13 protein-coding genes are annotated in these 15,844 nt (G+C 46.6%); 3 read left to right on the plus strand and 10 right to left on the minus strand.

Features of this window, described 5'->3' with window-relative positions:
- Positions 1-134: 134 nt before the first annotated feature.
- Positions 135-3,632, minus strand: coding sequence for an MMPL family transporter (locus ACI3E1_RS04690; RefSeq protein ID WP_405024500.1), 3,498 nt, complete (start codon positions 3,630-3,632; stop codon positions 135-137).
- 211 nt (positions 3,633-3,843) lie between these two features.
- On the opposite strand from ACI3E1_RS04690, the gene ACI3E1_RS04695 reads away from it, so the two are divergent.
- Positions 3,844-4,470: a TetR/AcrR family transcriptional regulator gene (locus ACI3E1_RS04695; protein WP_405024501.1), complete on the plus strand. Its 627-nt coding sequence runs from the start codon at positions 3,844-3,846 to the stop codon at positions 4,468-4,470.
- Between the two features lie 58 nt (positions 4,471-4,528).
- Here the strand turns inward: ACI3E1_RS04695 and ACI3E1_RS04700 are convergent, their stop codons facing one another.
- A complete protein-coding gene (locus ACI3E1_RS04700; RefSeq protein ID WP_405024502.1) occupies positions 4,529-5,737 on the minus strand; it encodes an acetate/propionate family kinase in 1,209 nt (402 codons plus the stop codon).
- Between the two features lie 272 nt (positions 5,738-6,009).
- On the opposite strand from ACI3E1_RS04700, the gene ACI3E1_RS04705 reads away from it, so the two are divergent.
- Together ACI3E1_RS04705 and ACI3E1_RS04710 are read left to right on the plus strand one after the other, a co-directional pair.
- Positions 6,010-6,603, plus strand: a complete 594-nt coding sequence (locus ACI3E1_RS04705; RefSeq protein WP_405024503.1) for a LysM peptidoglycan-binding domain-containing protein — start codon at positions 6,010-6,012, stop codon at positions 6,601-6,603.
- 213 nt (positions 6,604-6,816) lie between these two features.
- On the plus strand, positions 6,817-7,929 hold the full coding sequence (locus ACI3E1_RS04710; protein ID WP_405024504.1) for an MFS transporter: 1,113 nt from the start codon (positions 6,817-6,819) through the stop codon (positions 7,927-7,929).
- Between the two features lie 75 nt (positions 7,930-8,004).
- Here ACI3E1_RS04710 and ACI3E1_RS04715 read toward each other — a convergent pair whose 3' ends face one another.
- The 8 genes from ACI3E1_RS04715 to ACI3E1_RS04750 all read right to left on the minus strand — a co-directional run bounded on the left by ACI3E1_RS04715 (position 8,005) and on the right by ACI3E1_RS04750 (position 15,798).
- Positions 8,005-8,919 (minus strand): LysM peptidoglycan-binding domain-containing protein, encoded by a 915-nt coding sequence (locus tag ACI3E1_RS04715; protein WP_405024505.1) that lies wholly within the window; start codon positions 8,917-8,919, stop codon positions 8,005-8,007.
- Between the two features lie 200 nt (positions 8,920-9,119).
- Positions 9,120-9,776 carry a TVP38/TMEM64 family protein gene (locus ACI3E1_RS04720; RefSeq protein WP_405024506.1) on the minus strand — a complete coding sequence of 219 codons (657 nt, stop codon included), beginning with the start codon at positions 9,774-9,776 and terminating at the stop codon, positions 9,120-9,122.
- Between the two features lie 12 nt (positions 9,777-9,788).
- Positions 9,789-10,037: a hypothetical protein gene (locus ACI3E1_RS04725; RefSeq protein ID WP_405024507.1), complete on the minus strand. Its 249-nt coding sequence runs from the start codon at positions 10,035-10,037 to the stop codon at positions 9,789-9,791.
- A gap of 10 nt (positions 10,038-10,047) precedes the next feature.
- Positions 10,048-11,307, minus strand: a complete 1,260-nt coding sequence (locus tag ACI3E1_RS04730; RefSeq protein WP_405024508.1) for a D-alanyl-D-alanine carboxypeptidase family protein — start codon at positions 11,305-11,307, stop codon at positions 10,048-10,050.
- A 21-nt stretch (positions 11,308-11,328) separates the two neighbouring features.
- Positions 11,329-12,483 carry a sensor histidine kinase gene (locus tag ACI3E1_RS04735; protein ID WP_405024509.1) on the minus strand — a complete coding sequence of 385 codons (1,155 nt, stop codon included), beginning with the start codon at positions 12,481-12,483 and terminating at the stop codon, positions 11,329-11,331.
- Positions 12,484-12,495: 12 nt separating this feature from the next.
- Positions 12,496-13,182: a response regulator transcription factor gene (locus tag ACI3E1_RS04740; protein WP_405024510.1), complete on the minus strand. Its 687-nt coding sequence runs from the start codon at positions 13,180-13,182 to the stop codon at positions 12,496-12,498.
- 210 nt (positions 13,183-13,392) lie between these two features.
- Positions 13,393-14,883, minus strand: a complete 1,491-nt coding sequence (gene guaB, locus ACI3E1_RS04745; RefSeq protein WP_405024511.1) for an IMP dehydrogenase — start codon at positions 14,881-14,883, stop codon at positions 13,393-13,395.
- A 138-nt stretch (positions 14,884-15,021) separates the two neighbouring features.
- Entirely contained in the window at positions 15,022-15,798 is a 777-nt protein-coding gene (locus ACI3E1_RS04750) for a tyrosine-protein phosphatase (protein WP_405024512.1), read from the minus strand.
- Positions 15,799-15,844 lie beyond the last annotated feature (46 nt).

The raw sequence follows: 15,844 nt of genomic DNA on the forward strand, positions 1-15,844 counted from the left end.
ATTGTAAGCAAAATTACGCGGCATGCACAGCACTTTGCTCATAAAATTAGAATTCTTCAAAAACGATTTTAACTCCTAAAAAAGACCAGCTGCTTTGCTGGTCCCTTTAGATTATATCCCTTAATTCACGTTAACTACCTTTTCCGGCGCCGCACAACCTCGGCTTCCTTTTCCATCCGGTCCGTGAGCGGATACGTCAACCGTAACAGGCTCGGGATAATTAGTGGAATGGCAAAGACCAGAATAATTAACCCAATAATTACCACAAGGGCTACCTGAATCAACGTCAGCACACCTGATGGAATCAACGCGGCAAACGTCCCACTCAGGATGGCAGCCGCGGAAATGACTACCGCTCCGATTTCTAAGGCCGCCGTCACAATCCGTTTAGCTGGCGTTGCCGAACCCATATCAAATTCACGGTACCGCATCATCAGGAAGATACTATAATCAACTCCCAACGCGACAAGAACAACAAAGCCGAAGAATGGTGTATTCCAGGTCAACATTGAATGACCCATCGTTATGGCGCTAATCCACCGCGTAATGTTTAACGCCATGACGTACGCCAAGAGAAGGGTTCCAATGATGTAAAACGGCTGGAGAACCGACCGGGTAATTACCATCAGTGCCAGAAGAATTCCCGTTAGCATGATCGCTGCTGTCCGCATAAAGTCACTTTGTGCTACCTTATGCGTAACGTTTGTCTTGGCGGATTGTCCGCCTAAAGCAACGGTTGCCCCAGCAAGTGGCGTCCCCTTCACTGATTGGTTAACGATTGCCCGCAGTTCATCAACCTTATGCATTGCCCGCAATGAACTCGGGTTCATGTCCAGAATAATCGTAAACTTAACGGCCTTCTTATCGGCTGATAAGTACGCATCCTTTGCCGTCTTATACGTCTTACTCCGCAAAACATTCTTTGGCACGTAGTACGTATCTGCCGCAGCAGAATTCTTTAATCCTGTCAGATAACTATTAGCCGCCCCAACGCCGTCGTTGATCTTCTGGGCACCAGCACTTGCCGTTTGTAACCCATACTCAAGCTGCTGCATCTGACCAAGGAGACCCTGCATCTCCGTTGCCATCTGGGTAACCCCATCGTTTAGCGTGACTAATCCAGCCGTCAACTCACCCTGTTTAGTTGCCAGGAGTGCCGCCCCATTCTCAAGCTGGTTAGCGCCAGCGGCCGCACTTGCCACCCCATTAGTGTACTGTTGGAGACTGTTTTGCATCCCGCTTGCTCCATTTTGGAGTTGGCTAAGCCCATTTGCTACCTGAGCAGAACCGTTTTGTAACTGACCAAGAACACTGGATAACTGGCTAGCCGACGATTCGAGCTGATTCAGTTGCTGCTGCATTGCACCCACGTTCATCCCGTTAGCCTGCTGCTTTAAGTTATTCAACTGGTCACTCGCACTCTTCAGGGTGTTCAGTTGACTGGAAAGCTGACTTCCAGCCTGCTGAACGTTCCCCATATCGTTTTGAAGGTTCTGGGCCGCCGACTTAGCGTTATTAATAGCCCCACTGTTTTGTTGCTGCATCTGGCCAACAGCTTGCTGCAAAGCACCTTGCAGCTGCTGTTTTTGTTGCGGGGATAATCCAGAAACCGCTCCCGCTACCTGATTAGCCACCTGATTGGTATCAACTCCACTACCGCCCATCTTGCTAAGGGCCTGCTGTAAGGTAGCCGCGTCGTTTTTCGCCTGGTTACTGTTCTGTTCAAGGGATTGAGCAGTTTGCTGGACCTTTCCCATATCGGGCATGTTATTTAACGCACTGAGCGCACTGTTCATCGAATTAAGCGCTGCATTTAACTGACTTAACTGTTGGGGATTTAACTGTGATTGAACCTGCTGTTGAACCTGACTCAAGCCGTTAGCCACCTGGCTGGCTCCATTCTGCAGTTGGCCAATACTATTAACCAACTGTCCCGTTCCGTTTTGAATAGCTCCCTGCTGGGCGTTCAACAGGTTAAGGCCGTTACCAAGCGTCCCGGCCCCGTTTGCCAACGCATTGGCCCCAGCCTGAAGTTGCTCACTCCCGTTTAATAACTGATTAGAACCAGCGGCCAGCATGTTAACCCCGTCAATGCCCCCCTGGAGGTTAGCGCCTTGCATCTGGGCAACTGCTCCGTTCAAACCATTACTAATCTGATTCAATCCCTTCCGGGCGTCCTTCATCCCGCTTGTGATTGTTCCTAACTGATTCTTAACGTACAGCTGTTTAATCCGACTGCCACCAGGTTCCGTTACCGTTGCAACCGTCTTAACTCCCGGAACCCGTTGCAGTCTCTGAGCGAGCGCATCAATTTCCCGCAGGTCTTTTTCGTTATCCAACCGGTGATTAGTGCGGATATACAACGTCGTCGGCTCCGCGGTCCCCGGGGTGAAGTGTTTTTGTACAACGCGGAAGCCTTCCTTGGCTGGAAGCGTGTCCCGCAGTTCAACAAGTGTATCGTAGTTCAGCGGATGACTCCCAGATAAAAGAAACGGTAATGCACATAAAATGGCAACGCCGAGTCCAAGAAGGGGCATCTTCACCGCATTGGACGAGATCCACCGCCACATCCTACTTTTACTGGACCCGTTAAACTGCTTAGTTGGCCAGAAAATCTTCTGCCCCAATAGCGCCATAAAGAATGGGTTCAACGTAAGCAATGCCAGCAGGAGCACCGCAACGGCCACGGCTACCCCAAGTGTTGACCTATAAATACTAAACTTTGCTAGCCCCAACGTCGCAAACCCAATCAAAACGGTGGACCCACTCATCAGGATCGTATGACCTGCCACCTTCAACGCATTGCGGGTCGCCGTTACCCGATCAAGGCCCTTACTGAGTTCCTCCTTAAACTGGTCAAACAGCAGGATATTATAATCCGTTCCAATCCCAAAGAGCACCACCACCATAAAGACCTGGGTAAAGTTTGATAGCGGAAATCCAAAATGCTTGGCGAAATTCATTACTACGCTCAATGAAATCAAAAATGAAATTCCCACTGAAAGGAGTGAGAAAATCGGGGTAAGCGGAGAGCGAAAGACGTACGCCAATACAATGAAGATAAAGATAATGGTGATTAACTCCGTCTTCTTAATTCCTTCTTCTGTCTCAGCGTCAAAGTCGTCCTGTAAGATGTCCGCACCGGTAACGTAGGTTTTTACCCCCGCGGTTTTTGCGCCCCGTTCAAGCCTTTGGCGCATCTGAGCAACGGGTTCCTTCTTATCGACATTTAATTGCAGAAGTTCCGTTGTCTTGTCCTTGGAAATCAACTGCTTTTTCGTATACTCATTTTCATTCGGCGCCGTCATCGCCTTAATGTGGTAGCGCTGTTTGTGTGCCTTAAGGTATGAAATTGTTGTGTTAATTCGGTGTTTCTGCTGGGCACTTAGCTTATCATTACCGTTATTAAACACTACAACAACTTCCCGCGTATTATCCATATGATGACCCCAATGGTTTTGAATCACCTGGGCTACCTGACTATTCGCTGATGCCGGAAGCTTAATTTGTCCCTTTTCTCGCACCAACGCATTAATATTTGGCATCATGAAAAGTCCCGCAAGGAGCAAAACAATCCAGACCAGCGCCTGAGCAACGTAACGCCGTTTATGCCGTTGATTTTGTTCGTTCATGATATTCTCCTTTCTTTCCTTTTCACTGTTTCTTGTGAAATAAACACAGTGTTGCTTTTCACGTACATGATAACGCGATTATAAACCTGCGACAACGGACAAAATCAGCAAAAGTGTTGCCTTAATCTTCATGGTTAATACTTTTTTGGGCAACAATGTGTTGTTTTAAAGAAAGAACATGGTAGGATAAACGTAGCGAGGGGGAATACATATGACAGTTCATGGAAAAATCGTAACAACCCAGCGAAAAATCAAGGCCGCCTTCATTTACCTGGTAAATGAAAAGGGCCTCAGTCGCGTTACCGTCAAGGATATTACTCAGGCAGCAAATATTAATCGCAGTACGTTCTACAAACACTTCGTGGATAAACCGGCGTTGGTTAGTTACTACGAACAAACCATCCTCACGGAAATTGCCGCTTCGTTAAATGATGGTTTCATCAAACACTTACCAAAAGACGGCGTAACAACGACTGAATCCCAAATGAAACTGTACGCAACGGTTAATAAGATTGTGGATTATATCTACGAAGAGTTCGACCTTGCTAAGGCCCTTCTCGGTCCCAACGGAGATCCTCATTTTGAGGATAAAATTAAGCACTGGCTAATTGATATCATTGATAAAGACCTTGACATTATCAAGGGTAACCACCAGATGACAACCGCCATCCCTAACGATTACGCGCATGAAATTATCATTTCTCAGATTCTTGACATCATTAAACTATGGCTAACTAAGGATAACCCCGAGCCGCCCCAGCAAATTACCGAAATTATTATGCGTACCCGGTACATGAGCCCCCACGATATCTTGGGGGTTACTAACCCTGCAAATTAGTCAATAACCAGATCATCCTCAATAAGGATAATCCGGTTATTATACGCTATCTTGATAATTAATGGTTTGTACCCCGTTCGCGCTGCTGTTCTGCCTTAATCTGTTGGACCATAAACAACTCTTCGTTCGTTGGAACAAGGAAAACCCGGACTGTCGAATCCGGCGTTGAAATCAATCCTTCGCCCCCATGATTTAATTGCTTATTCTTTTCAGGGTCAAGTTTAATTCCAAGAAGTGCAAGTTGATGGCACACTTCCCGTCGAACGTAAGCATCATTTTCGCCGATTCCACCCGCAAAGGCAATGGCATCTACACCGCCCATTTCCACGGCATAACCACCCACAAATTTGACAATTCGGTTGATAAAGACATCCACGGCTAACTTAGCCCGTTTATTAGTTTTATACTGCGCCATAATATCCCGCATATCCGATGAAACCCCAGAAATTCCATACATTCCTGATTCCTTATTAAGAAGATCAAGTACCTCCCGGGCTGTTTTTCCCAATTTATCCATTAAAAAAGGAACAATTTCGGGATCAATATCCCCACTTCGGGTTCCCATCGTAATTCCATCAAGGGGCGTGAAGCCCATTGATGTGTCAAAGGCGTGGCCATCACGCTCGGCGGTAATTGATGCGCCGCCACCAAGGTGGAGGGTAATAATGCGGAGGTCACGGACATCCCGTTTAAGGAGGGTTGCCACCCGGTTCATCAAATATTCATGGCTAATTCCATGCTCTCCGTACCGGCGAATATGGTATTTTTCGGTATACCTATAAGGAAGACTATAAATAGCATTCATTTCTGGCATTCCCAAGAAGAACTTACTATCAAAAACCGCATACTGGGGAACGGCTGGCAGAATCCGCTGCATTAACTTAATGTACTTTGCCTCCATCGGGTTATGAAGCGGGGCATAGTCACTCATTGCAATAATCTTTTTCAACCGATTAGGAGTGACCCGTATTGCATGCTCAAATTCATGGCCCCCTGCGACTACCCGGTGACCCACACATGAAATTTTATCCAGCGTTGTAATTCCTAATTCCTGAATCTTATCGATAATTAACTGCGCAGCAGCTGCATACGTTAAATTATCAACTACCGTTTCGTCCTGCTTCCCGGCGTATTTGATAGTGAGTTTTGAATGGGGAAGATTAATCCGCTCCACTTCTCCCCGAGCCAAAAGCTCCTCCGTACTCATTCGAAATAATTTCCACTTAACCGACGAACTTCCCGCATTCATAAGAAGAATATGTGCCAATTAGACCATCCCCCAATCATTTTGTCCCTATTATACCGTACACCTACCCCAATACCCCTTTATTTATTAAATAGGTCTTAACAAAACCCGTTTTCGTTACAAAATATTACAAATATGGAGGAATATTACAAGAACAACTAATTTCGTAATTTAGCTGCTACATGAGTGTCACCTTCCGCCCGTATACTATGAATTGTTGGTTCGGGGGAACGATATCCCGAATGAGTAAGATGTTTAGCAAGTATCAAACATTACAGGAGTGAAGATATTTTATGAATTTAAAGAAGACACTTGCATCTGTAGCAGCATTAGGTGGAGTTTTTGCCGTTAGCGCCGTTGCAAAGGCCGACACGGTAACCGTTAAGGCGGGTGACACGCTTTCAGCATTAGCTCAAAAGTACAACACAACAGTTGACGAAATCGTTAAGCAAAACCACATTTCCAACGCTAACCTAATTTACGTTGGACAACAGCTTCAAATTGGAAACAACAGCCAATCTCAAACAAGCAACCAGAACAATGGTCAGGCTAACAACGCCGCCGCTACTGCTACTAATAACCAGAGCCAAAGTCAAGGTCAGAGCCAGAACAATAACCAAGTTGCCAACACGCAGAGTGATAACGGCAGTCAGCAGTTATCCGGTTCTGAAGCAGCTGCCCAGGCATGGATCGTTGCTCGCGAATCAGGCGGTAACTACAATGCTCGGAACGGTCAGTACATTGGTAAGTACCAGTTAAGCGCCAGCTACCTTGGCGGTGACTACTCACCAGCTCATCAGGACGCCGTTGCTAACCAGTACGTTGCTAGCCGGTACGGTTCTTGGGTAAACGCTCAGCGTTTCTGGGAATCACACGGTTGGTACTAAAATCTAGTATCAACTATTAAGCAAATAAAAAACAGGTTCGTTCTGGACCTGTTTTTTATTTGCTTAATTATTATTTTTATCTAAATATTCAAAGAAACGAGGCATCAACCTTGTAATCTTTCCCGTTACCCGATAAAAAACAAATTTTCCCTGCCGGTGCGGAATAATCACGCCACTCTCCTTTAATAGCTGCAAATCACGGGATACGCAACTATGGGACTGTTTATGACCGCATCACTTTTATGCGAACTTGCTAATAACATTACCCTCATCATCTTGTTCCGCGTTATTCAAGGAATCGGGGCAGCCGCACTACAGGCAACCTCTGCTTCACTAGTCACCACCCTAATCCAACCAGCAAGGCAAAACCGTGCCATTGGAACAGTGGGAATTATGATTGGTCTGGGGCCAGTTCTTGGACCTTCGCTTGGCGGGATTCTTCTTGCCCTCGGATCATGGCGACTAATCTTTTTAATTAACGTTCCGTTTACCCTAATCGGAATTATCTGTGCGGCAATTCTTAATAGTCAAATTCAAGAACGTACCACCGGACAAGGTATTGATTACTGGGGATTTATCGTCAACGCCATTTTTATCGTAAGTCTCCTTGGAGGATTAAACGTCCTCGAAAAACCAGCGGAAAGATTATCCGGGGTGGTCCTTCTCGGAGTTGCGGGGATTACTGCATTTATTCTGTTTAAAATCGAACACCACCGCACCACACCGTTAATTGACATGACAATCCTAACCAGGAAAGTGCCTCTTATTTTACTAACACAAACCATGCTGTTTGGCTTTGCATCGGCAATGATCTTCCTTCTTCCGCCGTTTTTATTTGAAAACATTATGCACGTTAACACCGGGATTACCGGTCTCCTGGTGCTTGGTGCCCCTGTTGGTATCGCTATCTTTTCTAAGATTACCGGCAACATTAACGACGGGACCCGTAACCGGACGTTTATCCTTAGTGGAATCGGAATTATGTTAATTAGCTTTATCGTTTTGCTACTTCTTCCGCCAACGGTTTCGCCGGTATTTATCACATTAGCCTTGTTTATTTACAGAAGCGGTGGCGGGTTCTTTCAGCCAGCCAATATTACCGCTCTGATGCATGCTGTAGGATTCACCCTCCAGGGAAGCATGAGTGCCCTTCAACGAATGACCCAAAACATCGCTATCGCTTTAGGAAGTTCGGTAGGATCATTAATCATGGTTACCAATCGTTACCATGAATTAACAGGAATTCGAATCAGCTACCTCATCACACTTATTCTCATCGTTTTAGTTCTCATTATAAGTTGGCAAACACCCCGCCAATGCTCATAGTTCCAGTAAAATCCATAAAACAAAAACGGGAAGGTCATCTGGCCTTCTCGTTTTCAGTGTTATTTTTATCTGGTTTTAGTACCAACCACACTGCTTCCAGTGGTTTTCGGCATTAACCCATGAACCGTACCGGCTTGAAACATACTGGTTAGCAACCCGATCTTGGTTTGCCGGTGAGTAATCACCGTTCAGGTATGACCGTGATAACTGATACTTTCCGTAGTAATTTCCGTTCGTAGCGTTGTAATTACCACCTGACTCACGCGCAACGATCCACGCCCGAGCAGCATCATTAGCAGCGTCTAGATTATTATCCGATGACGTATTGTTTGTTGAAGCAGAAGCCTGAGTGGACCGAACAACCCGCTGAACCGTCCGGTTAGCGTTGTTGTAATTAACCCGGTTTTGCTGTTGAGCGTACTGTTGCTCCTCACTTTGCTTCTGCTGAGCAGCGGCGTTAGCTTCAGCCTGCGCTTTTTGCTGGGCAGCTTCCGCAGCAGCCTTCTGTTGAGCCTCTTGCTGTGCTTGAGCTGCCGCTTGGGCCTGAGCCTGAGCTGCGGCAGCTTGTTGCTGTTCCTTAGCAGCCTGAGCTGCAGCATCCTGAGCTTGCTGGGCAGCGGCGGCCTGAGCTTCTGCGTTTGCCTGGGCCTGAGCTGCGGCAGCTTGTTGCTGTTCCTTAGCATCCTGAGCTGCAGCATCCTGAGCCTGCTGGGCAGCGGCGGCCTGAGCTTCTGCGTTTGCCTGAGCCTGAGCATCAGCCTGCTGAACGGTCTGCCCAATCTGGAGCTGTTGACCAACGAAAATCAAATTCGGATTTTGCAGGTTGTTCTGCTGCGCAATCTGTGAAACCGTTGAATTAGTTTCCTGAGCAAAGCCCCAAACCGTATCTCCCTGCTGAACCGTAACAGTATCAGCATTGGCAGCAACTGAACCAGCGGCTACAACCCCGGCCATCGTTGCAACTGACATCAAAACTTTGTTTAACTTCATAAACTGCATTCACTCCCGTAAACTAACCTTTTATTTACAACTAATCTATTCCTAGTCCGCTAGGATAACTATCCTTAAGTATACGGGGCATATGTAACAGCGTTTTGCCAGTAAAATTACTAAACGGCGTTATTTTGTAACATAAGCGTTATTTTGTAACATTCTGTAATATTATCCATAACGAATAATTACTATCTACTTTACCGAGACCAGCGAGTAGTATGATGAAACCGATGGAAAAGGAGTACCCCCGCAATCAAAATTAATAATCCGCCGCCAACAACTAATAAGCGCCGGTAATTCCCCCGTAAGAGAGCATCACCACCAAAGGCATACAAGAAGGCGGTCGGTAAACTTCCCCCGACGACCGCCATAATGATCTTAGAAATCTGAAGACGTGCTTTTACCGCCGCGTAACTTACCAATACGGACGGAATTACTGGAATCATATAACCCAACATTGCGGTCATTCCCGGGTAACCCGTTGCTTGCAGATTAATTCGCGAACGGCTTTTATCCTGGGCCGGAAGCCTATCAAGGGTCATAATTACGCCGCCATTTCCTAGCGCCATTCCAATGATGTTCATTAGAAACCCTATAATTGGGCCATATGCAACTCCGTTAAACACACACACAATGGAACTCGATACACCAGGAACCGCCGTCATTGCAGCGGTCAATAAAATTAAAATTACTGCACTTACCGGGCCATGGTGGCGCAATAATTGCCGCAGACCTATCCGTCCCAGGGGTAATCCCAATTTAAAATCGGGATAATACTGGTGAATAACCAATATCCCTAAAATAATAATCAGGGTAATTCCCCCACCAACTAGCCATTTTCGTTTATCCTTCACGTAAACCTCCAATTAACCTAACCACCAACTAATCATTATAATTAGCACAAGGACAATAATTAACCCCCATTCCTGTGCAGTTAACCGTCGGCGTATAATTCCAGTTGCACCTGTTGCGCAAAGAGTTAGCCATCCGAGCGGGGAAAGCCACCGTAGCATCACCGTTCGCCCAAGAAAAAAACCAAGTGCCGCTACCACAAACAGTGCAATCATTAATAGCACCGTTGCCCCATAAAATATCCGGGTAAATTTTTCCCGCATCGTTCTCCTCCTATATTGAGCGTATCAACCGAGCCCACCAGCTAATTCGAGTGGTTGCCTGAGTAGCTTCAACCGGAAGCTTCACCGTTGACGTCCCATCCATTCGCTGCAGTCCCTGAGTAGTTACATTAAGGGTTCCCACTCGTTGGTAACGAACTACTGGGGCTATGACTTGATTATTTTTAGCACAGCTTGTTATGGGGGTTAACTTTTTTTGAAGCCGGCTTCCCTTGTGCACCCAAATTGCTGTTCCCCGTTGAGGAACAACCTTAACCCGGTATTTGTGTCCATCCACAACACGAATTGTGCGGGCCCCCCGAACTGTTTTGTGGGCTGCGATTTGCTGAACACGATAATTATTGGTTACCTGATCAAGTAACTGTTTAGTTGCCGAAAACCGGGCATTTTGCTCCTTATTAGGTACTCCCAAAACAACCGTAATTAGCCGACGACCCTTTACGTCAACAACACCAACAAAGCATTGACCCGCAGCCTTCGTTGACCCGGTTTTTAATCCTAAAACGTGGTACGCCGGATCGGCTGCAGACCCCCCCGGAAGCATCTGATTAGAACCCTGATACTGCCGGCCAGCAAACGTAAGCTGTCGTTGTTGGCTCATCGTTAAAATTTGGGGATCCGCGCGGAGCAAATGTTGCGTTACAATTACCAAATCACGTGCAGATAACTGATCCTTCGCCGCTTTAGAAACGCCCGCAATCCGGTCAGCACCATCGTCACCGTTATCAAGGCCATTGGCGGTATACATCTTGGCATCCTTAATTCCCCACCGGCACAGCTGCGCTCGCATCATAGCCGCAAATCTCGCCGGATGATTATGAGAAACAACATCAGCGAGCGCTTGGGCCGCGTCATTCGCAGAACAAACAAGAGCTGCCTGAAAAAGATCCCGAACCCGGTACTTCTTCCCAGCAGTCAGCGGAACATTCATTAGCGTTTTATCCTTAGTTAATCCAGCTGCCGCCTTCGAAACAACAATCCGCTGATTCCACCGGAGCTTCCCTGTTTTAATCTGTTGCACCACAATATACAGCGTTACTAATTTGGTTAACGAAGCAATCGGAACAACCTGGCGACTATTTTTCGTCGCAAGAATCTGCCCAGTCTGATTATCAACAACCATCGCGGCCCGCACATTTGCTTGGTTAACACGCAATCCCTCTGTCCGCGCTGCACTAGCAGGGAGCGCTCCTCCTAGCGCAATTAAGGTGAGGAACGCAATCTCCATTACCATAATTCCAAAACGTTTCATTTCTTTTAAGTCCCTTAAGCATTATTTTCGTGGTGGTTGCAACTTATCCGCATGATTAAATGGAAGGTGTACCATAAACTTTGTCCACTCACTATCAGACGTTACTTGAATATATCCGTGGTGCCGGTTAACAATTCCCTGCGTAATAGCCAGTCCCAATCCGGTTCCCCCCGTTTTCCGGGAACGAGAACCTTCAACCCGGTAAAACCGATCAAACAGTTTAGGGAGGGCGCCAGCTGGAATTGGTTCCCCATCATTAGCCACGGTAACAATTACTTCCTGGGAAGAGAGCTTGCGACACGTCACAACGATGTGCTTACCGCCTTTCCCATACTTAATCGCATTTGTAATAAGATTGCTGAAAACCCGCGCAAGTTTTTCTGGGTCAACCTCAACCCGGAGATTATCCGGAACATTAGAAGTTAATTCCATTCCCTTCTCTTCGGCCTCTAACTCAAAACTTGCCGTTAACTGGTCAAGCATTGATCCCAGATTAACTGTTGTTAGTTTTAACGGGTTGTCCGTTTGTTGGATCTTAGTATACTCAAAAAGATCCTCTACCAGCGACTTCATTTGCTTCGCTTTTAAGTAAGCTGTATGGGTATACTTCAGAAGGTCATCTTCATCCTTATACTGACCTTCTTCAATTAATCCTAAATACCCGATAATTGAGGTTAACGGTGTGCGAATATCATGACTAACATTTACAATTAATTCATCCTTCGACCGTTCAATTCGCCGTTCCTCAGCCATTGCGTTAATCGTACTATCAACTAACGTGTTAACACTAGTTACAATCCGCTGCATCTGGCCCTTAAGAACAAACGGAATTCGGTGTTCAAAATGACCCGCGCCAATGTAGTGCAGCTCCATAATAATATGACGAAGCTCGATCTGATGCATTCGTCGCACTAGCCGCCAGTGCACAATGATAAAATTAACCACCATCATTACCAAAACAAAAATGGTTCCCCAACTAAGCATCGTTGCCCGGTTAGCTCCAAAGATAAACGACGTTCTAAGTGCAAAAAGCCCAGACCGCAGCTGTGGGTCAGCAGAAAGTGCCGTGTTAAGAATAACAAAGACGGACGTCTCAAGAAGCAACGATAAAATTAACGTTACGACACCCTCGCCAACTAACTCACTTTTTTCCCGCGATGTTAGCTTTAACTTCATTTTTCTTTTGTATTATGCCTCAATCTTGTAACCAACGCCCCAAACGGTCTGAATCACCTTTTCACCACCAGTAGCTTCTTCAATCTTATCCCGCAAATGGCTAACATGAACCATTACGGTCTTGGCAGAAACAACTGATTCCTGGCGCCAAACCCGTTCAAAAATTTCATCGGCAGAAAATACCCGGTTCGGGTAACTTGCGAGTAAATATAAAATTCCAAACTCAAGGGCCGTCAGCTGAATATTATTCCCGTTTACAGTCTTAACTTCGTGAGAATCTTTTTTAATAATTAATGGTCCCACTTCAATCCTATCAGGTTCGTCGTTCTTAACCTCATGCTGTGCCCGCCGCATAAGCGACTTTACCCGGGCCATAACTTCCAGCGGGTTAAACGGTTTCGTTACGTAGTCATCCGCTCCCTGAACAAGTCCCTGAATCTTGTCTAGGTCGTCTGTTTTTGCGGAAAGCATCAAAATCGGAATTTGCGAATCGCGCCGTACTTCCCGGATAACAGCCAGCCCGTCCATTTCTGGCATCATCACATCAAGAATCATCAATGCAGTATCCGGGTTAGTATTTAACTTCGTGAGGGCTTCCCGGCCATTGTAGGCCTTTTCTACTTCGTAACCTTCATTTTCGATGTAAATGCCGAGTAATTCAACAATTTCCTTATCGTCATCAACAACTAAAATTTTCATTCGTCACGTCTCCTTACTTACCCACGAATTACGTGGACGGTTGGCTTTATTATAGCAAATTTTATCCGCTCTCTGGGAAATGATCGGATTATATCTCCCAAACAAAAACAAACCGGAAGACCATCATCCCCGTTCTATTGCGGGTTTGGTCGGCCAACCGGTTTGTTTTTATTATTATTTAAAATTAAGTTAATTTAGTCTTTTCTTTGATTATTTCCGAGAATAGTTCGGCGCTTCCTTAGTAATCTGAACGTCGTGGGGGTGTGATTCCCGCAACCCAGCCCCAGTAATCTGGACAAACTGAGCATTATCAATTAAAGCTTGGAGGTTTGAGGCCCCACAATAGCCCATTCCTGCTCGAAGGCCACCACATAATTGGTAAACCATGTCAGCAACCTTACCCTTATAAGCAACCCGACCTTCAATCCCTTCCGGCACGAGTTTATTAGCCTCGTTTACTCCACTTTGGAAGTACCGGTCTGATGAACCGTGCGTCGAGTCCATGGCTCCTAAACTCCCCATTCCACGATAGGTCTTGAACCGCCGGCCCTGATAAATTTCCGTTTCACCCGGGGCTTCGTCCGTTCCGGCCAACATTGAACCCAACATAACAGCGTTCCCGCCGGCCGCAATTGCCTTAACAATGTCACCAGAGTACTTGATCCCCCCATCAGCAATAATCGGCTTCCCGTACTCGCGGGCAACGCTTGCTGCATCATAAACCGCCGTTAACTGGGGAACTCCTACCCCAGCCACAATCCGGGTTGTACAAATTGACCCAGGGCCAATTCCAACCTTAACCACATCAACGCCCGCTTCAAACAGAGCCCGGGTTGCTTCACCCGTAGCAACGTTCCCCGCAACCAGCGTTGCGTCCGGGAAATGCTCCCGAATTTCCTTAATTTTCCGTAAAACACCAGCAGAATGTCCGTGGGCCGTATCAATAACCAGTGCATCTGCTCCAGCATCAAGCAAAGCAGCTGCCCGGTCAAACGTATCGCTCGTTACCCCAACAGCAGCGGCAACCAAAAGTCGGCCGTACTTATCCTTAGCTGCATGCGGGAACTCAACGACCTTCTCAATATCCTTAAGGGTAATTAACCCCGTCAACCGTCCTTTATCATCAACCATCGGTAGCTTTTCAATCTTGTTATCTTCAAGAATCTGCTGTGCTTCTTGCACGGTCGTTCCCTGCGGTGCCGTTATCAACTCTTCTTCCGGACTCATTACAGTTTCGATTGAAACAGAGTAATCGCTAACAAACCGAATATCCCGGTTAGTAATAATCCCCACCAACTTCTTATCCGTCGCATTGTTAACCACCGGCACCCCGCTAATATGATACTTGCTCATTAGCGCTTCTGCTTCGCTAACGGCCCGGTCAGGAGTCAAGAAGAATGGATTAATAATAACGCCGTTTTCGGATCGCTTAACCTTCCGCACCTCATCAACCTGACGGTCAATTGTCATGTTTTTATGAATGACACCCAGGCCTCCTTGCCGGGCCATGGCAATGGCCATCGCCGATTCCGTAACAGTGTCCATCCCAGCACTAATAATCGGGATATTCAGCTTGATATTCTTTGCCAACTGGACACCCAAATCCACCTCATTTGGCAAAACATGGCTCTCCGCCGGAATTAACAAGACGTCGTCAAAAGTAAATCCTTTTTTATCAAACTTGGTATCCCAATTTGTCATTGCGCTGTCTCCTTTATTAATTATTTAACGTCTAATCTACAAGAAAGATGAACGTTTGGCAAGTAAATTCGGCTAACTAAGGCAATTCTAATGCTAATATCATTATTATTTACAAAATAGTTCGCAAATTATGCCGTATTAGTTTAAATACAACTTACGGAGCCGGGCGACCTGTCGGGACGTAATTCCCACGATATTTGTTAGGTACGCCATAAAATCCCCCGCCATCAATTGAATTGTCAACTCCATCACCTTAAAATCTTGTTCACTAACCATTGGTTGTTTATTCATTTCGTTTACCAGAGCAGCATCCTGTCCTGGCACCAATAGCTCGTTTAACTCCGAGGGCGAAAGCGAACTGAACGTCAGGTTAGTCAGCATGTAATCCCGCAAAATATCCGCTCGCCGCACACCCAGCGCATTTAAAACCAAAAACGCAGCCACCCCCGTGCGGTCCTTTCCCGCCGTGCAGTGGAACAAGACTGCCTGATGTCGCCGCCGGTTTTTTAATAAGATTACAAAGAGTTCGCGCCAAACACCAAGGGCATGCGGATCCGTCAACATCTGGGCATAGGCCTGCCCGGCAAGACTTAACCCCACACGGTTTAGTCGCGCCATCCGGGCAAAGCCGACGTTTTGGGAAAGCTGATTGGTGAACGGATAAACGGACATGTGGTGGAAGGACACCCCGTGCATCGGCCGGTCGGGAACCACAATGGTTTCAGCTTCCTCACGGAGATCAACAACTTGTCGTAAACCAGCAGCTTTAAGGGTAGCCTCGTCCGCCTTACTCAATTCACCGAGATGGCCGCTCCGCATTAGCTTATGCCACCGAACATGCCGCCCATCCGCTGTTTCGTATCCACCAAGCTCACGGAGGTTAATTCCCCGTTCTAGCGGTAAAATCCGTTCCATTATGCTCACCTTACCTTTTTACAAATAAAGCGGTTGCCCCGCTGCA

Source organism: Ligilactobacillus sp. LYQ139 (genome assembly GCF_045033025.1).
GTDB lineage: Bacteria > Bacillota > Bacilli > Lactobacillales > Lactobacillaceae > Ligilactobacillus.